The organism is Acidovorax sp. 22279, from assembly GCF_052045435.1.
Taxonomy (GTDB): Bacteria; Pseudomonadota; Gammaproteobacteria; order Burkholderiales; family Burkholderiaceae_C; genus Acidovorax; species Acidovorax delafieldii.
Genome location: NZ_JBQEOV010000010.1, coordinates 191,399 through 215,430, shown reverse-complemented (window position 1 = coordinate 215,430; position 24,032 = coordinate 191,399). Strand labels below are relative to the sequence as shown.

The following is a 24,032-nucleotide window of genomic DNA, read 5'->3' as shown; positions in this document are numbered from 1 at the left end:
GGCTGCCGAAGCCGCTACCGTGGCCCAGACCCGCTCCATCGAACCCGCTGGTTCGCGTGTGGTGACTTACAAGTCCACGGCTGACCGTGCTGCTGTGCGTGCCCAGGCTGCTGAAGCCCTGCGCACGGGCCAGATCTCTTCGGGCGAAATCGGCAACGCGATGTAATTGCGAAGGCCCCATGCGGACCGCATGAGGGCTTTGTGAAAAGTGCCAATGCAAAAGGCCGGGGCCCTGTGAGGGGCTCCGGCCTTTTTTGTTTGGCCACTCCACTGCAGGGGTGGCTCAAATGCTTATGGGATCAGCTTGACGCCGGTCTTGGCCTGCAGGGCCTCAAAAGTCACGCCGGGAGCCAGCTCCACCACCTTCAGGCCCTGGGGCGTCACGTCCATGACGGCCAGGTCGGTGATGATGCGATCCACCACACCCACGCCCGTGAGGGGCAGCGTGCACTGGGGCAGGATCTTCAGGTCTTCGGTGCCATCCTTCTTGCGCGCCACATGCTCCATGAGCACGATCACGCGCTTGACGCCAGCCACCAGGTCCATCGCGCCACCCATGCCCTTGACCATCTTGCCGGGGATCATCCAGTTGGCCAGGTCGCCCTTTTCGCTGACCTGCATGGCGCCCAGGATCGACAGGTTGATCTTGCCGCCACGGATCATGGCAAACGACTGGTCGCTGCCAAAGATGGATGAGCCCTTGATGGTGGTCACGGTCTGCTTGCCGGCGTTGATCAGGTCGGCATCCACTTCGTCTTCGGTGGGAAACGGGCCGATACCCAGCATGCCGTTTTCGGACTGCAGCCACACCTCTTTGTCGGCAGGCACAAAGTTGGCCACCAGCGTGGGGATGCCAATGCCCAGGTTCACATAAAAGCCGTCTTCGAGTTCATGGGCGGCACGGGCCGCCATTTGGTCTTGACTCCACGACATAGATACTTCTCCAGCTTGTTCTGTACGGTTGTGCGGCAGCGGCTCAGACGCCCGCTTTTTCGGTGATGGTGCGCTTTTCAATGCGCTTCTCGGGCGTGGCGTTGTGCACGATGCGGTGCACATAGATGCCAGGCAGATGGATCTGGTCGGGCGCAATGGCGCCGGTTTCCACCACCTCTTCCACCTCCACGATGGTGATCTTGCCGGCTGTGGCCGCAGCGGGGTTGAAGTTGCGCGCCGTGAGGCGGAACTGCAGGTTGCCCGACTTGTCGGCACGCCAGGCCTTGACCAGCGACACATCGGGCACCAGCGAACGCTCCATCACATAGGTTTCGCCATCGAACTCGCGCAGTTCCTTGCCCTCGGCCACGATGGTGCCCACACCGGTCTTGGTGAAAAAGGCCGGGATGCCCGCACCGCCCGCACGCAGCTTTTCGGCCAGCGTACCCTGGGGGGTGAACTCCAGCTCCAGCTCGCCAGCGAGGTACTGGCGCTCGAACTCCTTGTTCTCGCCCACATACGACGAGATCATTTTCTTGATCTGCCGGGTCTCGAGCAGCTTGCCCAGGCCAAAGCCGTCCACGCCCGCATTGTTGGAGATCACGGTCAGGTTCTTCACGCCCGAATCGCGCAGCGCGTCGATCAAGGCTTCAGGAATGCCACACAGTCCAAAGCCGCCAACAGCCATGAGTTGGCCATCTGCAACCACGCCCTTCAGGGCCTCGGCTGCGGAGGGGAATAACTTGTTCACCACGATCTCCTTATGAATGGGATGCGCTACGATACTACGTACTTAAATAAGTAGTTTTCCGTAAAGATTAGCACTATGGACGTTGATTACCGACTGGCTTTCGACATGGCCCCTGTGGGGCTGGTGCTCTCGCGCAACCGCACCATGGTGGACTGCAACCGCCATGTCTGCGAAATGTTCGGCGCCTCGCGCGAAGTGCTGATCGGCCAGTCGTTCCAGATACTCTATCCCAGCGCCGACGAATATGAGCGGCTTGGGGCGCACATGGAGCCCATCCTGAACGCCAAGGGCCACTATGCGGACAACCGCATCATGAAGCGCGCCAATGGCGAAGTGTTCTGGTGCCACGTGTCCGGCCGCGCACTCAACCGCGATGCCCCGCATGAGTCCGGCATCTGGAGCTTCGAAGATCTGAGTTCGCAGCGCGCCGTGAAGGCGGAGCTGACGGGCCGTGAGCGCGAGGTAGCCGCCCGCCTGCTGGAGGGCCTGACCTCCAAGGAGATCGGTCGGGCACTGGAGATCAGCCACCGCACGGTAGAAATTTACCGCGCGCGCCTCATGCGCAAGTACAACGCCTCCACCGCCGCCGACCTGGTGCACAAGCTGCTGGCAGGCGGCTGAACCTGCCCTCGAAGGACAGCACTACCGCCCTTTATTGCCTACTTGGCCGGGCCGTCGATGACTTCGGCGGCGGTGCGAAACGCCTCTACCGCCGTCGGCAGGCCGCAATAGACGCTGGCGTGCAACAGCACTTCCTGCAACTCCTCCGCAGTAGCGCCATTGTTCAGAGCGCCACGCACATGGCCTTTGAGTTCATGCTGCTTGCCCAGCGCAATCAACATGGAAACCGTGATGAGACTGCGGGTCTTGCGGTCCAGCCCGGGCCGCTGCCAGACATCGCCCCACGCATTGCGCGTGATGTATTCCTGAATGGGTTGCGTGAAAGAGGTGGCGTTGCCCAGCGCACGGTCCACAAAATCGTCACCCATGACCTCGCGGCGGGTGGCCAAGCCTTTTTCGTAGTCTTTGGTCGGGGTTGGTGTCACGCGGGCTCTCCTTGAAGGGTTGGAAACATCAAGGCCCGATGGTAGCGAGCGAACGCAGGGCTGCCACCGCGCAAACAACAGAACGCCCGGCACATGCACTGCACACGCCGGGCTTCATGGCTTCGTGAACAGCTCGCCCCATGCCATCCCCTGACGACATGGGAGCAAGGCCTCACTGATCAGGCGCTGGCACCGCCTGCCGCCAGGTCAAACCGGTCCAGGTTCATCACCTTGGTCCAAGCCTTGACGAAGTCCTGCACAAACACTGCCTGCGCATCGCTGCTGGCATAGACCTCGGCCAGCGCACGCAACACCGAGTTGGAGCCAAACACCAGGTCGGCCACCGTGCCGGTCCATTTTCTGGCACCTGTGCTGCGATCCACCCCTTCCATCACACCCGCTGCGCCCGCCGACTTCTGCCATTGGGTGCGCATGTCGAGCAGGTTCACGAAGAAGTCATTGCTCAAGGTACCAACGCGCTGCGTGAAGACACCATGGGTGGCCTGCCCCACGTTGGCACCCAGCACGCGCAGTCCACCCACCAGCACCGTCATCTCGGGCGCCGTCAGCGTGAGCTGGTTGGCGCGGTCCACCAGCAGCTCGGCCACGGCGCCTTCCAGGCCAGGGCGCACGTAGTTGCGAAAGCCATCGGCCACGGGCTCCATCACCTCGAACGACGGCACATCGGTCTGCTCTTGCGAGGCATCCATGCGGCCAGGCGTGAAGGGAACGGTCACGTCCTGCCCTGCCTGTTTTGCGGCAGCCTCCACGGCAGCGCCACCGGCCAGCACGATCAGGTCCGCCAGCGAGATCTTCTTGCCGCCCGTCTGCGCCGCATTGAAGTCGCGCTGGATGGCTTCGAGCTGACCCAGCACCTTGGCCAGTTGCGCAGGCTGATTCACTTCCCAATCCTTCTGAGGAGCCAGACGGATGCGCGCGCCGTTGGCGCCGCCCCGCTTGTCGCCGCCCCGGAACGTGGAGGCCGAGGCCCAGGCCGTGGATACCAGTTCCGAAATCGACAAGCCCGATGCCAACACCTTGGCCTTGAGCGCAGCGATGTCCTGCGCGTTCACCAGCGCATGGTCCACGGCAGGCACAGGGTCTTGCCAGACCAGCACTTCGGCGGGCACCTCCGGCCCCAGATAGCGGGCACGCGGCCCCATGTCACGGTGCGTGAGCTTGAACCAGGCACGCGCAAATGCATCGGCAAACTGCTCGGGGTTCGCCAAAAAGCGGCGCGAGATCTTTTCGTAGGCCGGGTCAAAGCGCAGCGACAGGTCGGTGGTGAGCATGGTGGGCACCAGCTTTTTCGACGGGTCGTGTGCGTGCGGGATCGTCGCTGCAGCCCCCTTGGCCGTCCACTGGTGGGCGCCTGCCGGGCTCTTGGTCAGCTCCCACTCGTAGCCGAACAGGTTTTCGAAGAAGTTGTTGCTCCACTGCGTGGGCGTGGTGGTCCAGGTGACTTCCAGGCCGCTGGTGATGGTGTCACCGCCTTTGCCAGAGCCATGGCCGCTCTTCCAGCCCAGGCCCTGGTCCTCAATGCCTGCGCCTTCGGGCTCCTTGCCCACCAAGGCCGCGTCTCCTGCACCGTGGGTCTTGCCAAAGGTGTGGCCGCCAGCAATCAATGCCACGGTCTCTTCATCGTCCATCGCCATGCGCGCAAAGGTGTCGCGGATGTCGCGCGCGGCGGCGATGGGGTCGGGGTTGCCGTTCGGGCCTTCGGGGTTCACATAGATCAGGCCCATCTGCACAGCAGCCAGCGGGTTGGCCAGGTCGCGCTCCCCGCTGTAGCGCTTGTCGCTGCCCAGCCAGGTGGATTCAGCGCCCCAGTACACGTTTTCATCGGGTTCCCACACGTCAGGGCGTCCGCCGGCAAAGCCAAAGGTCTTGAAGCCCATGGATTCGAGTGCCACGTTGCCGGTCAAGATCATCAGGTCGGCCCACGAGATCTTGCGGCCGTACTTCTGCTTGACGGGCCACAGCAGGCGGCGCGCCTTGTCCAGATTGGCGTTGTCGGGCCAGCTATTGAGCGGCGCAAAACGCTGTTGCCCAGCTCCCGCGCCACCACGGCCGTCTGCCAGGCGGTAGGTGCCCGCGCTGTGCCAGGCCATGCGCACAAACAGCGGTCCATAGTGGCCAAAGTCTGCGGGCCACCAGTCCTGCGAGTCAGTCATCAGTGCGCGCAGGTCAGCCTTCACAGCAGCAAGGTCGAGGCTCTTGAATTCTTCGGCGTAATTGAAGCCGTCTCCCATCGGGTCGGTGAGCGGGGAGTTCTGGTTCAGGGGGCGGAGATTGAGCTGGTTGGGCCACCAGTCGGCATTGCGGGGGCCCGTGAGCACGGCCTTGGTGTGGTCAAAGGGGCATTTGGCTTCGGTCGTCATGGGTCATCTCCTGTGAAATCGCGTCGGCAAAACGTATCGACAGGGCAGATGGTAGGAAGCAAACGATGACAGGTAAATTGAATCGATTGAATCCCATTAATAGCCAATATCAATAGATCATCATCCTTTCATTGATTTCGTTGCGATACCCAGACAAGTTGAGGCTGGGGCAGCGTCAACGCGAACGCGCCAGCGGCAGCCCAGGTGCCCCCATGTCAGCCCGCAGGATGCGGCCATGGGTCGAGTCGGTGACATACACCGTGTTACGCCCTGCCCCGCCAAACGCCAGGTTGGTGGTCGAGCTGCCCGGTGCGCCGCGCAGCACCTGCACGGGCTCGGCCCGGTGGTTCAGCACCCACACGTAGCCCAGGCCCGGGTTGGCCACCAGCAGGTGCCCCTCGGCATCCACCGCCAGGCCGTCGGGGCCGCTGGGGCCATACGAGGTGAAGAACTGGCTGACCTTGGCCACGCTGCCATCGGGCAGCAGCGGCACGCGCCACACACAGTTGCCACGCGTTACGGCCAGATACAGCACGCGGCCGTCGGGCGACAGGGCTACGCCGTTGGGGCTGGGCACGTTGTGCAGCAGCAAGTCGAGCTGACCATTGGGCCGCAGGCGATACAGGCGGCCACTCGGGTCGTGCAGGCCACTTTGGCCCTGGTCGGTGAAGTAGAGGTTGCCTTCGGCGTCAAAGATCAGGTCATTCACGCCCTTGAAGCGCTCGCTGTTGCGGCGCTGCAGGTACGGTGTGACGGCACCCGTGGTCACGTCGAGCTGCATCAGACCGTTCTTGTAATCGGTGATGAGCAGCATGCCGGGCTTCAAGAACTTGAGACCGTTGGGCTCGCCGTCGTACTCGGCCACCAGCGCCCAGTCGCCCTGCGGGTTGATGCGAAAGACCCGGCCCCAGGGGATGTCGCTGACGTAGAGGTTGCCTGCGTCGTCGAACACCGGGCCCTCCAGAAACGAATCGGTGATGGAGCCGCCCCGGTTGGCGTCAGCCCAGTCGCTGCGCTCGCGGCGGCGAAAGGGCTCGGGCATGGAGGTGAACAGGTCGAGATCGCGGACCTCAGGGGCTTGCAACAAAAACATGGTGGGGTCTTTCCAATTCGTTCAGGCGGCGGGAACGGCATCGAAACCATACAGCCGCGCCGGGTTGTCGACCAGGATGCGGTCCATGGCCGCGTCGCTGCCAGCCCAGGCCTGCAGCAGGTCCACCAGATCGGCATCGTTCACAGTGCCGGGCGTCTCGGTGGTGTGCGGCCAGTCGCTGCCCCACACCAGGCGCTCGGGCGCAGCCTGCACCAGGGCCTGGCCCAGCGGCAGGGTGTCGGCGTAGCTGGGGCCGTGCACGGTCGAGCGCATGTAGGCGCCCGAGAGCTTGACCCAGGTGTTGCCACCATCGAGCAGGCCGCGCACCACGCCGTAGGCCTCTGCGGCCGGTCCTTCGGCGGGATCGATGCGGCCCAGGTGGTCGATGACCAGGGGCACGGGCAGCGCATGCAACTGGGGCGCGAGGGCGATGAGCTGCTCCGGCTGCGCAAAGATCTGGATGTGCCAGCCCGCGCACGCCGGGTGCTCGGCCACCTTGCCGGCCAGGGTGGCCAGCATGGCGGGCGTGGTGGTGCCCCACGATTGGGGCGAGACAAAGTTGACCCGCAGCCCGCGCACACGGCGTGCGGCGAGGTGGGCCAGCTCGTCGGCACCCACGCCGTCGCCCACCACGGACACACCGCGTGCAGCGTCGCCCAACTGGTCCAGCGCATCCAGCGTGCAGGCGTTGTCGGTGCCGTAGGTCGATGGCGTGACCACCACCGTGCGCGTGGTGCCCAGGCGCGCCTGCAGTTGCCGGTACACCGCCACGGGCGCCACTGGCGGATTGCGCGGCCAATGGGCTGACGGCGCAAAGCGCGGGTCAAAGATGTGCATGTGGCTGTCGCACGCGCCGGGCGGCAACTGGCGCTGCGGGCGGTTCAGGCCCACGGAGTGGGGCACCGGAGTCATTGCTTCTCAATACCTACTTTGACCGCCACAGACTCCCACAGCTGGGCATCTGCCTTCAGTTTGTCCGCAAAGGCGGTTCCACTGAGCGCGCTGGGCACGGCACCGAGGTCTGTGGCAAAGGTCTGAACATCCGCGCTGGCCATGGCTTTAGTGATTTCCTGGCGCAGCTTGTTCAGTACAGCTTCTGGAGTGCCTTTGGGAGCCCACAGGCCGGTGAAATTGACCACTTTGTAGCCCGGCGCGCCCGCTTGGGCAAACGTGGGCACATCGGGCACTGCCTTGAGCCGCTGCTCGCCGCTCACTGCCAGCAGGCGCACTTTACCGCCACGCACTTGCCCCATCACACCAGGAGTGGATGCGATCTGGAAATCGATGGTCCCGCCCAGCAACGCCAAGGTGGCTTCGCCAGCGCCTTTGAATGGCACGTGGGTGGCCTTGAGGCCGCTGGCATCTTGCAATGCTTCTGTGGCGAAGTGGGGCATGGTGCCCGCTCCACCGGTGCCGTAGTTGAGCTTGCCCGGGTTGGCTTGGGCATATGCCACCAGGTCGCCCAGTGTTTTGAACGGGGAGTTGGCGGCCACCACCACGGTGGTGGGTGCGAAATTGAAACCAGCCACAGGCACCAGGTCGTTTGCGTAGTCCCAAGGCAGCTTCTTGAACACCTGGGGCAGGATGGAGTACGTGGTGTCATTGGCCATGAGCGTGTAGCCATCGCCCGGCGAACGCGCCACCTGGTTGGCGCCGATGGTGCCGGTGCCACCCGCCTTGTTTTCGACAAAAAAGCTCTGGCCGGTTTGCTCTGTGAGCTTTTGGGCAATGCGCCGGGTCACCTGGTCTACCGCGCCGCCTGGAGGATATGGCACCACGATCTTGACAGCTTTGTCCGGGTAACCGGTCTGTGCCATGGCATGGGCCGTGGCGAAGGTCAGCGCTAGGGCTGCGCCCAGTGAGGTGTGAATGCGTTGCATGAGAGTCTCCTTATTGTTCAATCTGCTTTGAGGTCGAGCGCTTTGGCAATCTGGCCATAGGTGGTCACTTCGCGGGCCACGCGGCTGGCAAAGGCGTTGCCGCAGACCGATTCAGTCTCCATGCCCAGGCCGCGCAGCTTTTCAGCGGCCGATTCGCTCTTGGCAAAGTCGGCGGCCGTGCGCTCCAGCGCCTGGGCGATGGGCTCGGGCACGCCTGCCGGGGCCAGCACGCCGTACCACACGTCGGCAGCGTAGTTGCCACCGCCCGCCTCGGCAAACGTGGGCACCTCGGGCACCAGGGCCGAGCGCTGGGGCGCGCCCACGGCCAGCGCGCGCAGCTTGCCGCTCTTGATTTGCGGCAGCACCGAGCCCAGGGTGGCGAAGGAGCTGTCGAGTTGCCCGCCCATCAGGTCCGTCACCACGGGCGCGGCGCCCTTGTAGGGCACGTGGTTGAGCTGCAGGCCCTGGGCGCGGGCAAAGATCTCGGTGGCAAAGTGGCCCGAGCTGCCCACCCCGGCCGTGCCTGCTGTCACGCGGCCGGGCTCGGCGCGGGCCTTGGCTTGGTAATCGACCAGCGTCTTGACCGGCAGGCTGGGGGACACCACCAGCACCGTGGGGCTGCTGGCCACCGTGCACAGGGGGCGGAAGGACTTCACCGCATCGAACTTGACGCGGCCCTGGTACAGCGCCGGAATCATGGTGTGGTTGGTGGCACCGAACAGCAGCGTGTAGCCATCGGCCGGGGCACTGGCCACGGCCTGCGCGGCAATGATGGTGCCCGCGCCGGGCTTGTTGTCGATGATGAACGGCTGGCCCAGCGCCTTGCTGGCGTGGTCGGCAAACGCACGCGCCACCACGTCGGTGGGGCCACCGGCAGCAAAGCCCACCACCAGCTTCACGGGCTTGGTGGGGTAGCCTGCCGCACCTGCTTGTGCGTGGGCGGCGCCAGACGTTATAAAAACCATAGCTGCCAGCGCTTGAGGGGCGAGCGCCAGAGGCGTATTTTTCTTCAACATGGCGAAGACTCCTTCAATCAATGCGGATGCCGCTGGTGCGAATCACCTCGGCCCACTTCGTGGTTTCGGCTTTCAAAAAGCTGCTGAACTCCTGCGCGCTGGAGCCCACGCCCTGCACGCCCAGTTCGGCAAAGCGCTTCTTCATCTCGGGGCTGGCCACGATGGCGCGGGTCTCGGCCTCCAGCCGCTCCAGCACGGGGCGCGGCGTGCCTGCGGGGGCGAACAAGCCATTCCACTCGCTGACCTGAAAGCCCGGCACACCGGACTCGGCCACGGTGGGCACGGCCTCCCAGCCCTCAGCACGGCGGGGCGAGGTGATGGCCAGCGCCCGCAGCTTGCCGCTTTTGACGAACGGCCCGCTGGCTGTGGTGGCGCTGAACATCACGTCCACCTGCCCACCGATCAGGTCGGTGAGCGCAGGTGCCCCACCCCGGTACGGGATGTGGGTGATGGCCACTTTCTGCCCCTGCTTGAAAAGCTCGCCCGCCAGGTGCTGCGCGCCGCCGTTGCCAGCCGATGCGTAGGTCAGGTGGCCCGGCCGCGCCTTGGCAGCCTTGGCCATATCGGCCACCGACTGGAAGGGCGATGCCGTGGGCACCACCATGAGCAGCGGCACCTGCAGCACCAGCGAGATGGGCGCAAAGTCTTTGGCCGCATCAAATGGCAGCTTGGGGAACAGGCTGGGGTTGACGGTGAAGGCCGTGGCATCGAGCAGCAGCGTGTAGCCGTCGGCCGGGGCCTTGGCCACCGCCGCTGCGCCAATGGTGCCGCTACCGCCAGGGCGGTTGTCCACCACCACCTGCTGGCCCAGGCGTTGGCCCAGTTGCGTGGCCAACAGGCGCGCGGTGTTGTCCGCATTGCCACCGGCCGGGTACGGCACGACTAGTTTGAGGGGCTTGTCTGGCCAGGTGCCTTGCCCCTGCGCCTGGGCTTGCGCGGGTGCCGCGCCCAGCATGCTCGTGGTGGTGATTACTATTAAAACAATAGCTGCCAGCGCTTTATACAAAAGCGCTAGCGGCCTATTTTTCTTAAAATGCTGTGGCATGGTGCTTGTCTCCGGGGACCGCTGATGCAGCGCAACGCCGGTGCGCGCGCGGCCCAGGGCCCTTTGTTTTGGTGGATGAAACGGCGCTCAGGCCGCCACGGCGCTGCGGGCCAGCACGGCCAGCAGGTTCTGGGCGGCGCCCACGCCCATGTTCACGTAAGCATCGCTCGTCACGCCGCCAATGTGGGGGCTGAGGATGAAGTGCTTCTCGCCCTGGAAGGGGTGGCCCGCCGTCATCGGCTCCACCGCAAAGCTGTCGAGCCCCGCCGCCATGACCTGGCCCGAGCGTACGGCGGCCAGCAGCGCGGCCTCGTCGATCAGGCCGCCGCGTGCCGTGTTCACCACAATCACGCCGCGCTTGCATTGCGCCAGCGTGGCGGCGTTCAGCAGGTTGCGGTTTTCGTCAGTCAGCGGGCAGTGCAAAGACACGGCATCGGATTCGCGCCAGATCGTCTCCAGGTCCACCGCCTGCACATAGGCGGGCAGGTTCTTGGCAAACGGATCGAAGCCAATCACGCGCATGCCCAGAGCGTCGGCCATCTTGGCAAAGCGCAGGCCAATCGCACCCAGGCCCACCAGGCCCACGGTGCGGCCGCCCAGTTCCAGGCTCTTGTGCGTGGCCTTGTCCCAGTGGCCAGCGTGCATGCGCGCATCGAGTTGCACCACCGACTTGGCGCAAGCCAGCAGCAGGGCCAGGGCCTGCTCCGCCACGGCGGCGGCGTTGGCGCCCACGGCGGCCACCACCTCAATGCCACGGGCCTTGGCGGCCACCTTGTCGATGGTGTCGGTACCGCTGCCGTGCTTGGAAATGACCTTGAGCGCGGGGGCCGCGTCCATCACCGAAGCGCCCACCTTGCCGTAGCGCACGATGATGGCCACGGGGTTGTGCGCACCGCACAGGGCCACCATGTCCTCTTCCGTCGGCGTCTTGCCTGCGTAGACGATCTCGTAGCCTGTGAGCAAATCCAGGGCTTGTTGCGCCAGGTCGGCGCCTGTGACGATGATGGTTTGGCTCACAGCGATTCCCCTTCCTTCAAAACGCCTGCGGCGCGCAGGGCGGCGGGCAGCCATTTCGATGCGGTGTCGCCACGGGCGATGGCTTCGATACGGGCGGCTTCGTCGGCCACCTTCTTGTCGGCCAGGGCCAGCATGGCGGGGGCTTTTTCGCGCTCGATGACGACCACGCCATCGGCGTCGCCCACCACCAGGTCACCCGGGTTCACCACCGCACCACCGGCGCTGATGGGGTGGTTGATGCGGCCGGGCACGTACTTGGTGGGCCCTGCGGGGTTGAAGCCCGCGCTGAACACGGGGAAGTCCAACTCCAGAATTTCCAGCTTGTCGCGGATGGAGGCGTCCACGATCACACCCGCCAGGCCGCGCTTCTTGCAGGCGCTGAGCATCAGCGTGCCCATCAGCGCCGCCGTCTGGTCGCCCTTGCCGTCAATCACCAGCACATCGCCGGGCTGGGCCAGGGCGATGGCGGCGTGGATCATGAGGTTGTCGCCGGGGCGCACTTCCACGGTGAAGGCGGGGCCAGCCACCTTCATGTTCTGGTGCACAGGCGCCACGCGGCCATGCATGGTGCCGCGGCGGCCTGCCACGTCGGCCAGGATGGCGGCTTGGTAGGTAGCGGCCTGGGCAACAACGTCGCCGCTCACGCGGTCAATGGTGCGGATGATTTCAGGGAGTTGGCTCATGGGAGTGGTCCGGTTGAACGATGGAATGAAGAAAGGAAATAAGAGAACTGCGGTGGTCAGTCGGCTTTGATGCCGCCTTCTTTGATGACCTTGGCCCACTTGGCCGAGTCGGCCTTTTGCAGGTCGCCCAGCTGCTGGGGCGTGCCGCCCACCAGCGTCACGCCCAGCTTGTCGGCCAGGGCGATGAGGGCGGGGTCTTTCAGCGCGGCAGCGATCTCGCGGTTCAGGCGCTGCACGATGGCGGCGGGCGTCTTGGCGGGCGCAAACACGGCCTGCCACTGCTCCACCACAAAGTCCTTGAGCCCCGCCTCGCCCATGGTGGGCACGGCAGGCAGGGCCTTGAGGCGTTGGGCAGAGGTGACGGCCAGGGCGCGCAACTTGCCCGACTGCACATGCGGCAGCGCGGCGGCTGCGGGGGCAAACATGAACTGCACCTGCTCGGCCAAGGTGTCTTGCAGCGCGGGGGTGTCGCCCTTGTAGGGCACATGGATGAAGCGCGCGCCGGTTTGCTGCTGCAGCAGCTCGCCCTGCATTTGCAAAATGGTGCCGTTGCCGCCCGAGGCAAACGCCAGCTTGCCCGGCTGGGCCTTGGCGGCGGCCAGCAAGTCGGCCACCGTCTTGAAGGGCTGGTTGGCGCCCACCACCAGGATGTGGGGGATGGTGCCCACGGTGATCACGGGCTCGAACGCCGTGATGTGGTCGTAGGGCAGCTTGGCCATCAGGTGTGGCGCAATGGCCTGCGGGCCGATGGAGGTGCCCAGCAGCGTGAGCCCGTCGGGCGCCGCCTTGGCCACGTAGGCCGCGCCAATGGTGCCCGTGGCGCCGGCCTTGTTGTCCACGATGACGTTGGTGGACAGGGCCGCGCCCAGCTTGAGGGCGATGTTGCGGCCCAGCACATCGGTGCTGCCACCGGCGGGGTAAGGCACCACCCAGGTGATGAGCTTGCCCGCAGGCCAATCGTTTTGCGCCCAGGCGGGCAGCCCCGTCCCCACACCTGCGCCCGCAAAGGCCAGGGTGGTCAACAGGTGGCGGCGCTGCGCGCCGTGCGTGGAAATGGGAGATACCAAAGAGGTCATGGTGCAAGGCCCTCAGACAGGGGTGGGGGATGAAGAAGTCGAGACCGGCGAGAAGCCGTAGAGCGCGGCAGGGTTGGTGACCAGCACGCGGCGCAGGGCATCCGCACCGGCCTGATCGCACCAGCGCGCCAGGGTGTCGATTTGCAATGCGTCGTCCGGCACGGGGTGCAGGCCAGCGCTGGCAGTGGCATGGGGCCAGTCGCTGCCCCACAGCACGCGCTCTGGTGCAGCACGCAGGTAGCTGACGGCCAGTGCGTCAAGCGCCGGGTCGTCCACCGCGTGGGTCGCGCTGACGATGTAGCCGCCCGAGAGTTTGACCCAGGCCCTGCCCTCGCCCATCAGCTGCAGCAACAGTGCGTGGGCTGGGTGCTTCCCGGCTTGCTCGGGGGCGATGCGGCCCAGGTGGTCAAACACCAAGGGCACGGGCACACGGCGCAATACATCGCCCAGCGTGGCCAGCACATCGGACGCCATCAGCAGCTGCAAATGCCAGCCCCAGGGCGCAATGCGCCGCGCCAGGGGCAGGATGGCATCCACCGAGCCGGTGACGCCCAGCGACAGGTTCAGCCGCACGCCGCGCACGCCCGCGTCGTGCAGGGCCTGCAGCTGGGCATAGCTCTCGCTGCCATCGATCACGGCCACGCCCCGGGCCTGCGTACCCAAGGCGGCCAGGCCCTGCAACATGCAGAGGTTGTCCGCCCCGTAGGTGGATGGCGTGACCAGCACCGTGCGCTCGGTGCCCAGGCGCAGCTGCAGCGCACGGTAGTCGCTGGCCAACGCATCGGGCGGCAACAGCCTGGCGCCGGGCGCAGCAGGAAAGCGCTGATCGTACACATGCACGTGGCAGTCGCACGCCGCCGCAGGCAGCGCGGTACGGGGCGCCGTCGTTCCCAGCGAGAACGGTACGGGCGTGACAAGGCGATCGCGGGTCATGGCGACGGGCAGTCAGCGGGGGATGAACGTGGCGGCTCGATCAGTCCAGGCTGGCGCCAGAGTCCTTCACGATCTTGGACCAGCGGGGCACTTCGGTGCGCAGCAGTGCCGCAAACTGCTCGGACGTGCCCCCGAGGATGTCGCCGCCTTCAGAGCGCAGCTTGTCCGCCACGTCCGGTTGCTTGAGGGCCTGGTTGATAGCCTTGTTCAGCTGCGCCACGATGGCTGCAGGCGTGCCCGCAGGGGCCAGCACACCGAACCAGGTCACGGCCTCAAAGCCCTTGAACCCGGACTCTGCCAGCGTGGGCACATCCGGCAGCTGCGCGGAGCGCTGGGCGGAGGTGATGGCTATGACCTTGAGCTTGCCATTGCGCACATGGCCCAGCAGCGTGGGCACGGACGACATGTACAGATCAATCTGCCCGCCCATCAGGTCCGTCATGGCCTGGGCCGCGCCCTTGTAGGGGATGTGGCGCAACTGGATGCCAGCAGCGTTCTCTGCCAATTCCCCAGCCAGATGGGCCACGGTGCCGTTGCCCGAATAGCCCAGCGTCAGGGCATCAGGCTTGCCCTTGGAGGCAGCCACCACATCGGCAAAGGTCTTGAAGCGCGAGTTGACCGGCACGGCCATCACGATGGGCGAGGAAGACACCAGCGCCACGGGCGCCAGGTCCTTGAGCGGGTCGTAGGGCAGCTTCTTGTACAGCGTGGGGTTGATGGCGAGGTTGCTGGTCTGCCCCATCACCAGGGTGTAGCCGTCGGGGTCGGACTTGGCCACAGCGTCCACCCCCAGGTTGCCACCGGCGCCGGGGCGGTTGTCCACGATCACGCTCCACTTGTTCTGGTCGGCCATCTTTTGCGCCACGGCGCGGGCGATCATGTCGGTGCCACCGCCGGGGGGGAACGGAACAATCAGGCGGATGGCCTTGGCGGGGTAGGCCGTCTGCGCCTGCGCAGCGCCGTGGGGCACGGCCACGGTCGCAAGGCCCAGGAAAGCGGCGCACAGGCGCGCGCTCAAAGAACGTGAAAGCGATGAAAAAGCGAGCATGGATTTGTCTCCGTTATGGTGGTTCGTCACACCGGTCTGCTAAGGCCTGTTCGGGCCCGGCGCCGTGGTGTGCGAATGTACGCACGCGTTTCAACCCATACAATGCAGTTGCATACAATGAAACGAATTGCGCCATGAGCAACCCACCCTCTTCGCCAGCGCGCCCTGCCCTGCGCAAGGCAGCCAAACTGAACGCCACCACTGCTGGGGCCGATGAAAGCGCAGACGGGCCGACCGATGCTGCGACCAAGGACACCGGTGGCGTTATCGCCGTGACGCGTGCCCTGCAGGTGCTGGAGGCCTTTGCGCTGGGCGAATCCAGCCTGTCCCTGGCAGAGCTGAGCCGCCGCTGCAGCCTTCACAAAACCACCGTACTGCGCCTGGCCCGCACACTGGCGCAATCCGGCTTCATGGTGCAGCGCGAAGACGGCGACTGGCGCCTGGGCCCAGCCGCCGGCTGGCTGGGTGCGCGCTACCAGGCGGGCTTTGACGTGCAGAACGTGCTGGAGCCCGCGCTGCGTGAGCTGACCCTTGCCACGGGCGAAAGCGCTGCGTTCTACGTGCGTGAAGGCAATGTGCGCACATGCCTCGTGCGCGTGGAAGGCCCGCAGGCGCTGCGCCACCACGCCCGCATGGGCGAAGGCCTGCCGCTGGACAAGGGCTCGCCGGGCCGCGTGATCCTGGCGTTTTCAGGCGAGCCGGGCAAGGCCTATGAAGAGATCCGCAAGAAGGGCTACCACTGGTCGATTGGCGAACGGGAACAGGGCGTGGCCACCGTGTCGGCGCCGGTGTTTGGCATGCACTGGCGGCTCATGGGCTCGGTGTGCATCTCAGGCCCGGCCTCGCGTTTGCCCGCCGAAAAGCTCGAAGCGCTGGCGCACACCGTGGTCGCTGCAGCGACACAGTTGTCCTACGCACTGGCAGGGAGTTCGGCCGCGCCGGCCCATGCCCCCGTGCGGGCGACGCAATGGCATCCCTGATACTTGCACCCGTCATCCACCCCACACAAAAACCGAGGAGACTGCCGTGAGCCGCTACCCCTTCCCTGACCTGAACACCCTGCCCGAAGACATCCGCGCGCGGATTCTTGAAGTGCAGGAGAAGGCGGGATTCATCCCCAACGTGTTCCTCGCGTTTGCCCGCCGACCAGCGGAATGGCGTGCATTCTTTGCGTACCACGACGCGCTGATGCTCAAGGAAGAAGGCAGCCTGACCAAGGGCGAGCGCGAGATGATCGTCACCACCACCAGCGCCGCCAATCAGTGCCTGTATTGCGTGGTGGCGCATGGAGCGATCCTGCGCATCTACGAGAAAAAGCCGCTCATCGCCGACCAGGTGGCCGTGAACTACCGCAAGGCAGACATCAGCCCGCGGGAGCGGGCCATGCTCGACTTCGCCATGAAGGTGTGCCAGAACGCCCACGAGATCGACGACGCCGATTTCGAGGCCCTGCACCCGCACGGGTTCGATGACGAGGACATCTGGGACATCGCGGCCATCACAGCGTTCTTTGGCCTGTCCAACCGCATGGCCAGCTTTGCCGGCATGCAGCCCAACCCCGAGTTCTATCTGATGGGGCGTGTACCCAAGGCCAAGCCTGCGGCCTGATCCAAACCATGCGCTCCGCACGAACGATCTGGCTTTGGGTGCTGGCCGCCCCTGCGGTACAGGCCGCAGGGTTTGGGCCACCGGAGGGCACGCTGCCCCTTCACCCTTTGACTGTGGCCGTGCCTGCTGGCGCGCTGTCGCCGTTGCGGTCCGCCTCGCTCTTCCGCGAAGAGTCCAGCACGGGGGCGGCGCCCACTTACTACCTCGGTGCGGGTGTTGCAGGCTCGCGCCTGCAAATCCCTGACTCGCCGGGCGCTACGGCGTGGCAGGTCGTACCCACCGCCGATTGCGTACGCCTGGAGCCCGTGCCCCCCGCACTGCTGCACACCCCGTCCGTGCAGGCAGTGCTGGTGCAACAGAATCCGCTGCCCATGGAGTGCGCTGCCGCCTTCGAGGGGAGCTGTACCAGCCGTGACGACAAACTGCGCATCACCACGACCTTCGAGGGCCGGCGCCGCGCGGCGCGCGTGGGTGGCGGCTTTTTCGGCACCGAAGGCACCATAGACACCACCTTCTACACGGGTGTGCGCACCCTCAGCATCGAACACCTGCCCAGCCGTCTTATGCTGCGCATGCAAGAACGCCTGAACAACAGCAACGGCTACAGCGCACCGCAGACAGCCATCCGGTATCTGCCAGAGCTGCAGCGCCTTTTGCTGCTGGGCGCCTCAGAGGCGCAGGGCATGCCTCTGGCGCAATGTGTTGCCCTGCCCCCGCGATAAAGGCTGTCCCACTGCGACTCAACGGACCGATACCCGCGCAATGCCCCGCGTGACCTCGGGACCTCGGGACCTCGGGACCTCGGGACCTCGGGACCTCGGGACCTCGGGACCTCAGGACCTCAGGACCTCAGGACCTCAGGACCTCAGGACCTCAGGCCTGCAAGTCTGCATCGGTCTCGCGCACCCAGGGCTGCTGCGCCTGCCACTGGTCCAGCCAGCCCGGTACCTGCTTCGCGGGCATGGGCCGCGCAATGCCATAGCCCTGGCCCAGCACACAGCCCATGGCCAGCAGCGTGCGGCCGTGGTCCACGGTCTCCACACCTTCGGCAATCACCTTTCGGTTGAACGCTTTGGACAGGCCCACCACACCCTGCACAATGGCCAGGTCGTCGCGGTCTTCGAGCATGTCGCGCACAAAGCTCTGGTCGATCTTGAGCAGCTCTGCAGGCAGCTTTTTCAGGTAGGTCAGCGACGAATAACCGGTCCCAAAATCGTCCAGAGCAAACCGCACGCCCAGTTCGGCGCATGCGTGCATCAGGCCAGATACCTGGGCCATGTCCTGCAACGCGCTGGTCTCCACAATCTCCAGCTCCAGCGCCGACGAAGGCACCGAGGGATGCGCTGCCAGTGCCTGGCGCAGCTTGTGCACAAAGTCCTCTTGCTGGAGCTGCTTGGAGAACACGTTGACGCTGACCGGCATGCGCAGCCCCACCGCCAGCCACTGCGCCATTTGCGACAGGGCCATGTCCAGCACCCGCTCGCCAATCGCAATCGCCATATCGTGGTCTTCAATCACCGGCAGGAACTGGCTCGGGGCCAGCAGGCCCCGCTGCGGATGCAACCAGCGGACCAGCGCCTCCATCCCCACCACCTCACCTGTCTGCATGTTGACCTGGGGCTGGTAGTACAGCACCAGCTCCCGCTGCGCGATGGCGGTGGCAATCTGCTCCAGGCTTTCGCGCTTGATCCGGATGGCCGCATCGCTGGCCACATCAAACAGGTGGAACCGATTCTTGCCCGCCTGCTTGGCCAGGTACATGGCCTGGTCGGCATGGCGGATGAGCTGCTCCGAACTGGAACCATCCTGCGGGTAGATGGTGACGCCAATGCTGGCAGACACCTGCAGGGATTGCCCGTTCACCAGCAACGGCTCGGCCGCCACCTGCAACAGCCGCAACAGCAGGGGCTCGCAGTCCTGCTCGGCCGTCAGGTCGATCATGACGGCCACAAACTCGTCCCCACCAATGCGCGCGAGCGTGTCGCCATCGCGCAGTGCAGAACGCAGACGCTTGGCAATCGCCACCAGAAACTCGTCGCCCGCCGCATGGCCATACCGGTCGTTGATGTCCTTGAAGCCATCCAGATCCAGAAACGCCACCGCCAGCGACTTGTTGCGACGCACACAGTGCGCCATGGCCTGCTGAAGCCTGTCGGCCAGCAGAACGCGGTTGGGCAGGTGCGTCAGCATGTCAAAGTGCGCCACCTCGGCCAGCTGCTCGTTGATGCGGCGCATCTGTGCATTGGCAGCCTCCAGCTCGGCCTGGCTGCGCAGGCGCTCCGTGATGTCGCGAACGATCATGCTGCTGTATTGGCGGCCTTCACTGTCGCCATAAATGCTGGAGCTGATCTCGGCGGTGAAGTGGCTGCCATCACCCCGGACCATGGTCAGCAGGCCGGCCGCCTGCCCCCTCTGCTGGCGCTGTACCAGCAGCTCCTGCAACCGGGGGTCGGCAGGGTCGGCCAGCCCCATGCGCCCCCGGGCGATGATTTGTGCCTCGCTCAAGTCAAACAGCCGGCAAGCCGCCTGGTTCACGGCCAGCACGGTGCCATCGGGCGAGGTCAGCAACACGGCGTCCATGCTGTTGTCAAACAGCGCCTGGAACTTGAGTTCGCGGTCCTGGAGTTGCGACGTCAGCTTGCGCCGCATGGTGATGTCGACAAAGGTCACCACGATCTTGTCGAGCTGTCCATCGGTGGTGAACCACGGGTCGGCCCGGCTCAGCACCCAGCAGATGCCTGCATCCTTGCCACGGACGATGCCTCCCACCACCCCGTTGACAGGTTCACGGGTCGCAAGCACCCGGGAGGCGGGGTAGTCGGAAACCGGCATGACGGCCCCCTGCTCGTTCACGAAGGACCAGGCCGGGTCGATCAGTTGCTTGCCGGTCATCTGCTCAAAACTCAGCCCCAGCAGGTTACTGGCCTCGGCGTTGCATCGCACCACAGCGCCCGTCGCATCGTGGATGACCAGACCCGTCATCAGGTTGTCGATGAGGGAGCGCTGCTCGGTCTCGCTCTCACGCAGCACCCTTTCCACCGCCAGCCGCTGCTGCTCGGCTTCGTGCTCGCGGCGAGCGAGGCGCAGCGACACGAGCTTGATAAACACCAGCAACAGCGCCGTGAGCGCCAGGGGAGTGTCGATGCTGCGGGCCCAGACCTGAAAGAACCGACTCTCGGGCTGCCCGACAAAGACGGTCGCAGGGAGCCTGTCGAGCCGGTGGAACAGGTTGATAAAGTTCTGCCCCTTCAACAGCGCATTGGGTCCCTCGACCCGCCCTTGCAGGGGGAACTGGTGCTGCGCGAGATACCGTACCAGCACCCCGTCCCGACGCATGCCATACACCTCGTCCTTGGTGACCGTGGCGGGCACCGGAAGCCGGGTCATCAGGTAGCCGTCATCGCGCAGCACACCCACTGTGAGCTGCTGCACCAGCGGCGCGTCTTTCCAGAGCGACTCCAGAAAATCGACCGGAAACACATCTGTCAGCACCGCCCGGGGCTTGCCTTGCGCATCCCGCAGCACATAACGCAGCGTGAACACCCAGTCCTGGCTCTGCGCGTCGCGCTGGGGTCGTCCCAGGTAGATGTCGTGCTGGTCCTTAGTGTCCCGCGCAAAGTCTTGAAAGCCGGATTGATCCACCAGGCCGGGTTGGCCGTTCCTGTCCGCCGCATGGGACGAGGCCAGCACCTTGCCGTTCATTTCGCTCAGGGATATCTCGCTGACTTCGGGGCGGTGCTTGCGGTAGTCCGTCAGCAGTTGCTGTGCCAGCGCCAGGTTGTCGATACCACCGGGCGAGATGGCGATGGTTTCTGCCAGGCTGAACAGGCCAGCGCGTTTGGAGAGAAAGAAGGTGTCCAGCGTCCGCGTCAGCAGCACCAGGTTGGACTGCATGTGCTCCTCTTCACGGTCCTTGACCTGCCTCCATTCGTCAAAGGCGTACAGGCCAAACATGAAGAGAACCGACGCGATGACCAGATTGGTCACCTTGTTGATGCTGCTGGCAGCCGCGCTTGCTGGGATGGTTGAATTCATTCAGAAAGCACAAAGCAGCACGTCGGTGCGGTGTTGGAAGTCCCCTCCCCGGCTCTATTCGTTTTCTTCTATCGTTGCCGAAGTCATCCTAACAGGTAACAAAAAGAACAGGAGGTTGAATGAGAAGGCGCGGTATGGGGTCGGCGGTATGGGCACAGTGCTCCGCGCCTGGGTGCCTGTGGAGCCGTATTCACTGGCTACCGCAGGGCCACCAGCAGAGGGAAGAAGTGGCACGGGTGCTGGGTGCTCGCAGAGGCTTGCCTTCCACTCTGTCGTCAAACCACCGGTGCAAATCGCCCAAACACTATCTTTTTAATAGCAATCAAGGCATTTATCACGTGCGCTACCGGCCGAATAGTCCAAAAAATGAGCCACCAGCCCCCGCCACGGGGCTCAAGTGACGGGACGGACGGTCAGCTGGCAGTCACCAGCGTCCGCATCCAGTCGGGCAGCGGCGCGGCCTTCTGCTGCGGAAAGTCCACCCAGATCGTCGTAGCTCCGCCCGCTGCGCATATCACGCCCGGCTGGTCCACGCGCTCCATCGTGCCCCAGGTCTCGAACGTGGTGCGGCCCGGGTCGCTCACGTAGAGCTTGAGCAACACGTCGGCCGGGTATTCGAGCTGCTTGTAGAAATTGCAGAACGCATTGACGATGACAGGCCCCTGTCCGCGCGGGTCGGGGTTGCAGCCCACCGACACCATCCACTCGATGCGCGCGGTTTCCAGGTAGCGGAAGTACACGGTGTTGTTGACATGGCCCATCGCATCCATGTCGCCCCAGCGCACCGGGAACCGCATCTCAAAGACCAGCTTCTTGACCTCAGGGATTTCGATCTTCATACCCGCTCGTGCCCCAGGGATCAGACCGCGAAGCCGTCGTCGGCTGCGATCACCGCGCCATTCACAAAATGGCTCTGGTCACTGGCCAGCATCACCAGCAGCGCATCCAGGTCCTGCGGCTGGCCCACGCGCTTGCGCGGCAGCATGTCCATGAGCTTCTTGCCCTGCTCGGTCTGCCAGTGGTGGTGGTTGATTTCCGTGTCGATGTAGCCGGGGCAGATCGCATTCACGTTGATGCCGAACCGGCCCCACTCCAGGGCCATCGCCCGGGTCATCTGCACCACAGCTGCCTTGCTCATGCAATAGGCGCCGATCTGCGGCAGCACCTTCAGGCCCGCCATCGAAGCGATATTGATGATGCGACCGCCGGTGAAGCTGCCCGGCGCTGCACCACGGGAGCGGGCCAGCATGCGCTTGCCCACCTCTTGCGCCACAAAGAAGGCGCCCTTCACATTGGTGTCGAAGATGAAGTCATAGTCCTCGGGCGTCACGTCCTGGATGCGCTGGGTGGTGCTCACGCCCGAGTTGTTGACCAGAATGTCGATGGAGCCCATTTCGGTCTCGGCATGGGCCACGGCGGACTTGATGGAGTCGTGGTCGGTCACATCGAGTTCGATCACATGGGCATCACCGCCCTCGCCTTCGATGCGCGCGCGCAGCTCCTTGAGTTTTTCCACCCGGCGGCTGGCCAGCACGACGCCTGCGCCAGCGCGGGCCAGGGTGCGGGCAAACTGCGCGCCCAGGCCGCTGGACGCGCCCGTGATGAAGGCCACGCGGCCGGACAAGTCGATGCTGTATGCCATTTAGAGTCTCCCTACTGATCAAAATAGAACGGTCGTTCGATTGTCTATATTCCGTGAATACAATCAGTCGCCAGACAGACAGGGCGCGGTCGGCGCTCTGTAGAAAATAATCCATTATCAAACGCCCGACGAGAAGCCCATGACCAACGAAGAAATCCTCGCCCAATACGGCCCCCGCGAATCCATGGAATACGACGTGGTGGTCGTTGGCGGCGGCCCTGGCGGCCTTGCCACTGCGATCCGCCTGAAGCAACTCGCGGCCGAAAAAGGCCAGGACGTCTCGGTGGTGGTGCTGGAAAAAGGCTCCGAGCCCGGTGCGCACATCCTGTCGGGCGCCATCATGGACCCCAAGGCCCTCACCGAGCTGATCCCCGACTGGAAAAAGCGCGGCGCTCCGCTGAACCAGCCCGTCACCGACGACGCTTACATCTTCCTCAGCGAAAAATCGGGCTTTCGCGTGCCCAACATGTTCCTGCCGCCGTTTGCCCACAACCACGGCAACTACATCATCAGCCTGGGCAACCTGACCAAGTGGCTGGGCGAACAGGCCGAAGCCCTGGGCGTGGAGATCTTCCCCGGCTTCACTGCGGCTGAAGTGCTCTACAACGACAACGGCTCCGTCAAGGGCGTGGCCACCGGCAACATGGGCGTTGGCAAGGATGGCGAGCCCACCGAGAACTTCCAACTCGGCATGGAACTGCTGGGCAAGTACACCGTTTTTGCCGAAGGCGCACGCGGCCACCTGGGCAAGCAGCTGATTGCCAAGTTCCACCTCGACAAGGACCGCGACCCGCAGAGCTTCGGCATTGGCGTGAAGGAACTGTGGGAGATCGACCCCAAGAAGCACCAGCCCGGCTTTGTGATGCACACCGCCGGCTGGCCCATGGAGAACGACACCTACGGCGGCGCCTTCCTGTACCACCTGGAGGGCAACAAGGTGGCACTGGGCTTCGTCACGGGGCTGGGTTATGCCAACCCCTACCTGAGCCCGTTCGAGGAGTTCCAGCGCTGGAAGACGCACCCCAACGTCCGCTACTACTTCGAAAATGAGAAGGGCGAGATCACGGCCAAGCGCCTGTCCTACGGTGCACGTGCCATCAACGCCAGCGGCATCAACGCACTGCCCAAGACCGTGTTCCCAGGCGGCGCCCTGGTGGGCTGCAATGCCGGCTACCTGAATGTCGGCCGCATCAAGGGCAGCCACGCCGCCATCAAGACCGGCATGCTGGCCGCCGAAGCCGCCTATGACGCCGTGGTGGCAGGCCGCCAGCACGACGAGCTGACCGCCTACCCCGAAGCCTTCGAAAAGAGCTGGCTGCACACCGAGCTGAACAAGGACCGCAACTTCAAGAACTGGTTCAAGTACGGCCTGACCACGGCCACACTGATGAACGGTTTCGAGCAGTTCGTGCTGCGCGGCCACATCCCCTGGACGTTGCACCGCGACAAGCCCGATCACGCGTACCTGAAGCCCGCCGCCGAGTGCAAGCCCATCGTCTACCCCAAGCCCGATGGCAAGCTCACGTTTGACCGCCTCTCCAGCGTGTTCATCAGCAACACCAACCACGAAGAGAACCAGCCCGCCCACCTCACGCTCAAGGACCCGAGCGTACCGGTCAACATCAACCTGGCCAAATACGCCGGCCCCGAGGCGCGCTATTGCCCGGCGGGCGTGTACGAGTTTGTGCCGGACACGACCAAGGGCGGTGATGCCCAGCGCCTGCAGATCAATGCGCAGAACTGCGTGCACTGCAAGACCTGCGACATCAAGGACCCCACGCAGAACATCGTGTGGGTCACGCCGGAAGGCGGTGGCGGTCCGAACTATGCAGGCATGTGAGCACC

Annotated in this window: 22 protein-coding genes and 1 pseudogene; 6 read left to right on the top strand and 17 right to left on the bottom strand. The window is 64.8% G+C overall.

The window, feature by feature from the left end; all coding sequences use genetic code 11:
• Positions 1-166, top strand: a pseudogene (locus tag ACTJKQ_RS15120) (DUF4148 domain-containing protein); the annotation flags it as partial.
• Between the two features lie 125 nt (positions 167-291).
• On the opposite strand, the gene ACTJKQ_RS15115 reads toward ACTJKQ_RS15120, so the two are convergent.
• Positions 292-933 (bottom strand): CoA transferase subunit B, encoded by a 642-nt coding sequence (locus tag ACTJKQ_RS15115; protein WP_056746107.1) that lies wholly within the window; start codon positions 931-933, stop codon positions 292-294.
• A gap of 43 nt (positions 934-976) precedes the next feature.
• Positions 977-1,684: a CoA transferase subunit A gene (locus tag ACTJKQ_RS15110; RefSeq protein WP_056067750.1), complete on the bottom strand. Its 708-nt coding sequence runs from the start codon at positions 1,682-1,684 to the stop codon at positions 977-979.
• Between the two features lie 75 nt (positions 1,685-1,759).
• Between ACTJKQ_RS15110 and ACTJKQ_RS15105 the strand changes: the two genes are divergently transcribed.
• Positions 1,760-2,305, top strand: a complete 546-nt coding sequence (locus ACTJKQ_RS15105) for a PAS and helix-turn-helix domain-containing protein (RefSeq protein WP_056067748.1) — start codon at positions 1,760-1,762, stop codon at positions 2,303-2,305.
• 38 nt (positions 2,306-2,343) lie between these two features.
• Here the strand turns inward: ACTJKQ_RS15105 and pcaC are convergent, their stop codons facing one another.
• From pcaC to ACTJKQ_RS15045, 12 genes are all read right to left on the bottom strand, one after another.
• Complete coding sequence (pcaC, locus tag ACTJKQ_RS15100; RefSeq protein ID WP_082522567.1) at positions 2,344-2,730, bottom strand: 4-carboxymuconolactone decarboxylase; 387 nt, start codon at positions 2,728-2,730, stop codon at positions 2,344-2,346.
• Between the two features lie 179 nt (positions 2,731-2,909).
• The gene (gene katG, locus ACTJKQ_RS15095; protein WP_440597331.1) at positions 2,910-5,111 is read right to left on the bottom strand and encodes a catalase/peroxidase HPI; all 2,202 of its coding nucleotides are present in this window, start codon (positions 5,109-5,111) and stop codon (positions 2,910-2,912) included.
• A gap of 175 nt (positions 5,112-5,286) precedes the next feature.
• Entirely contained in the window at positions 5,287-6,204 is a 918-nt protein-coding gene (locus ACTJKQ_RS15090) for an SMP-30/gluconolactonase/LRE family protein (protein ID WP_440597330.1), read from the bottom strand.
• A gap of 21 nt (positions 6,205-6,225) precedes the next feature.
• A complete protein-coding gene (locus ACTJKQ_RS15085; protein ID WP_440597329.1) occupies positions 6,226-7,116 on the bottom strand; it encodes an amidohydrolase family protein in 891 nt (296 codons plus the stop codon).
• A complete protein-coding gene (locus tag ACTJKQ_RS15080) occupies positions 7,113-8,084 on the bottom strand; it encodes a Bug family tripartite tricarboxylate transporter substrate binding protein (RefSeq protein ID WP_440597328.1) in 972 nt (323 codons plus the stop codon). The genes ACTJKQ_RS15085 and ACTJKQ_RS15080 overlap by 4 nt, the downstream gene beginning before the upstream one ends.
• A 17-nt stretch (positions 8,085-8,101) precedes the next feature.
• On the bottom strand, positions 8,102-9,100 hold the full coding sequence (locus tag ACTJKQ_RS15075; RefSeq protein WP_440597327.1) for a tripartite tricarboxylate transporter substrate binding protein: 999 nt from the start codon (positions 9,098-9,100) through the stop codon (positions 8,102-8,104).
• A gap of 13 nt (positions 9,101-9,113) precedes the next feature.
• Positions 9,114-10,055, bottom strand: a complete 942-nt coding sequence (locus ACTJKQ_RS15070; RefSeq protein WP_440597326.1) for a tripartite tricarboxylate transporter substrate binding protein — start codon at positions 10,053-10,055, stop codon at positions 9,114-9,116.
• Positions 10,056-10,232: 177 nt separating this feature from the next.
• Entirely contained in the window at positions 10,233-11,162 is a 930-nt protein-coding gene (locus tag ACTJKQ_RS15065; protein WP_440597325.1) for an NAD(P)-dependent oxidoreductase, read from the bottom strand.
• Positions 11,159-11,845, bottom strand: coding sequence for a diguanylate cyclase (locus tag ACTJKQ_RS15060; RefSeq protein WP_056746123.1), 687 nt, complete (start codon positions 11,843-11,845; stop codon positions 11,159-11,161). Before ACTJKQ_RS15060 ends, ACTJKQ_RS15065 begins: the two co-directional genes overlap by 4 nt.
• Before the next feature lie 56 nt (positions 11,846-11,901).
• Entirely contained in the window at positions 11,902-12,921 is a 1,020-nt protein-coding gene (locus tag ACTJKQ_RS15055; protein ID WP_440597324.1) for a Bug family tripartite tricarboxylate transporter substrate binding protein, read from the bottom strand.
• 12 nt (positions 12,922-12,933) lie between these two features.
• Positions 12,934-13,854 (bottom strand): amidohydrolase family protein, encoded by a 921-nt coding sequence (locus tag ACTJKQ_RS15050; protein WP_440597323.1) that lies wholly within the window; start codon positions 13,852-13,854, stop codon positions 12,934-12,936.
• Positions 13,855-13,894: 40 nt separating this feature from the next.
• Positions 13,895-14,902 (bottom strand): Bug family tripartite tricarboxylate transporter substrate binding protein, encoded by a 1,008-nt coding sequence (locus ACTJKQ_RS15045; protein WP_440597322.1) that lies wholly within the window; start codon positions 14,900-14,902, stop codon positions 13,895-13,897.
• Between the two features lie 134 nt (positions 14,903-15,036).
• On the opposite strand from ACTJKQ_RS15045, the gene ACTJKQ_RS15040 reads away from it, so the two are divergent.
• From ACTJKQ_RS15040 to ACTJKQ_RS15030, 3 genes are read left to right on the top strand one after another with little or no spacing between them, the layout of a single operon-like run.
• On the top strand, positions 15,037-15,882 hold the full coding sequence (locus ACTJKQ_RS15040) for an IclR family transcriptional regulator (protein WP_440597321.1): 846 nt from the start codon (positions 15,037-15,039) through the stop codon (positions 15,880-15,882).
• A 46-nt stretch (positions 15,883-15,928) separates the two neighbouring features.
• Positions 15,929-16,510, top strand: a complete 582-nt coding sequence (locus ACTJKQ_RS15035; protein WP_056746132.1) for a peroxidase-related enzyme — start codon at positions 15,929-15,931, stop codon at positions 16,508-16,510.
• Positions 16,511-16,518: 8 nt separating this feature from the next.
• Positions 16,519-17,232, top strand: coding sequence for a hypothetical protein (locus ACTJKQ_RS15030; RefSeq protein ID WP_440597320.1), 714 nt, complete (start codon positions 16,519-16,521; stop codon positions 17,230-17,232).
• A gap of 151 nt (positions 17,233-17,383) precedes the next feature.
• On the opposite strand, the gene ACTJKQ_RS15025 is transcribed toward ACTJKQ_RS15030, so the two are convergent.
• The 3 genes from ACTJKQ_RS15025 to ACTJKQ_RS15015 all read right to left on the bottom strand — a co-directional run bounded on the left by ACTJKQ_RS15025 (position 17,384) and on the right by ACTJKQ_RS15015 (position 22,187).
• Positions 17,384-20,545, bottom strand: a complete 3,162-nt coding sequence (locus ACTJKQ_RS15025; protein WP_440597319.1) for a bifunctional diguanylate cyclase/phosphodiesterase — start codon at positions 20,543-20,545, stop codon at positions 17,384-17,386.
• Positions 20,546-20,958: 413 nt separating this feature from the next.
• Positions 20,959-21,384: an acyl-CoA thioesterase gene (locus ACTJKQ_RS15020; RefSeq protein WP_056067722.1), complete on the bottom strand. Its 426-nt coding sequence runs from the start codon at positions 21,382-21,384 to the stop codon at positions 20,959-20,961.
• A 20-nt stretch (positions 21,385-21,404) separates the two neighbouring features.
• Positions 21,405-22,187: an SDR family oxidoreductase gene (locus ACTJKQ_RS15015; protein ID WP_015014335.1), complete on the bottom strand. Its 783-nt coding sequence runs from the start codon at positions 22,185-22,187 to the stop codon at positions 21,405-21,407.
• 139 nt (positions 22,188-22,326) lie between these two features.
• Here ACTJKQ_RS15015 and ACTJKQ_RS15010 point away from each other — a divergent pair, with 139 nt between their 5' ends.
• The gene (locus ACTJKQ_RS15010; protein ID WP_099730083.1) at positions 22,327-24,027 is read left to right on the top strand and encodes an electron transfer flavoprotein-ubiquinone oxidoreductase; all 1,701 of its coding nucleotides are present in this window, start codon (positions 22,327-22,329) and stop codon (positions 24,025-24,027) included.
• Positions 24,028-24,032: the final 5 nt, after the last annotated feature.

Coding starts and splice junctions, on each gene's coding strand:
- ACTJKQ_RS15115 (WP_056746107.1), bottom strand. CDS start 933: ATGTCGTGGAGTCAAGACCAAATGGCGGCCCGTGCCGCCCATGAACTC.
- ACTJKQ_RS15105 (WP_056067748.1), top strand. CDS start 1,760: ATGGACGTTGATTACCGACTGGCTTTCGACATGGCCCCTGTGGGGCTG.
- katG (WP_440597331.1), bottom strand. CDS start 5,111: ATGACGACCGAAGCCAAATGCCCCTTTGACCACACCAAGGCCGTGCTC.
- ACTJKQ_RS15090 (WP_440597330.1), bottom strand. CDS start 6,204: ATGTTTTTGTTGCAAGCCCCTGAGGTCCGCGATCTCGACCTGTTCACC.
- ACTJKQ_RS15085 (WP_440597329.1), bottom strand. CDS start 7,116: ATGACTCCGGTGCCCCACTCCGTGGGCCTGAACCGCCCGCAGCGCCAG.
- ACTJKQ_RS15080 (WP_440597328.1), bottom strand. CDS start 8,084: ATGCAACGCATTCACACCTCACTGGGCGCAGCCCTAGCGCTGACCTTC.
- ACTJKQ_RS15075 (WP_440597327.1), bottom strand. CDS start 9,100: ATGTTGAAGAAAAATACGCCTCTGGCGCTCGCCCCTCAAGCGCTGGCA.
- ACTJKQ_RS15070 (WP_440597326.1), bottom strand. CDS start 10,055: ATGCTGGGCGCGGCACCCGCGCAAGCCCAGGCGCAGGGGCAAGGCACC.
- ACTJKQ_RS15060 (WP_056746123.1), bottom strand. CDS start 11,845: ATGAGCCAACTCCCTGAAATCATCCGCACCATTGACCGCGTGAGCGGC.
- ACTJKQ_RS15055 (WP_440597324.1), bottom strand. CDS start 12,921: ATGACCTCTTTGGTATCTCCCATTTCCACGCACGGCGCGCAGCGCCGC.
- ACTJKQ_RS15050 (WP_440597323.1), bottom strand. CDS start 13,854: ATGACCCGCGATCGCCTTGTCACGCCCGTACCGTTCTCGCTGGGAACG.
- ACTJKQ_RS15045 (WP_440597322.1), bottom strand. CDS start 14,902: ATGCTCGCTTTTTCATCGCTTTCACGTTCTTTGAGCGCGCGCCTGTGC.
- ACTJKQ_RS15040 (WP_440597321.1), top strand. CDS start 15,037: ATGAGCAACCCACCCTCTTCGCCAGCGCGCCCTGCCCTGCGCAAGGCA.
- ACTJKQ_RS15030 (WP_440597320.1), top strand. CDS start 16,519: ATGCGCTCCGCACGAACGATCTGGCTTTGGGTGCTGGCCGCCCCTGCG.
- ACTJKQ_RS15025 (WP_440597319.1), bottom strand. CDS start 20,545: ATGAATTCAACCATCCCAGCAAGCGCGGCTGCCAGCAGCATCAACAAG.
- ACTJKQ_RS15020 (WP_056067722.1), bottom strand. CDS start 21,384: ATGAAGATCGAAATCCCTGAGGTCAAGAAGCTGGTCTTTGAGATGCGG.
- ACTJKQ_RS15015 (WP_015014335.1), bottom strand. CDS start 22,187: ATGGCATACAGCATCGACTTGTCCGGCCGCGTGGCCTTCATCACGGGC.
- ACTJKQ_RS15010 (WP_099730083.1), top strand. CDS start 22,327: ATGACCAACGAAGAAATCCTCGCCCAATACGGCCCCCGCGAATCCATG.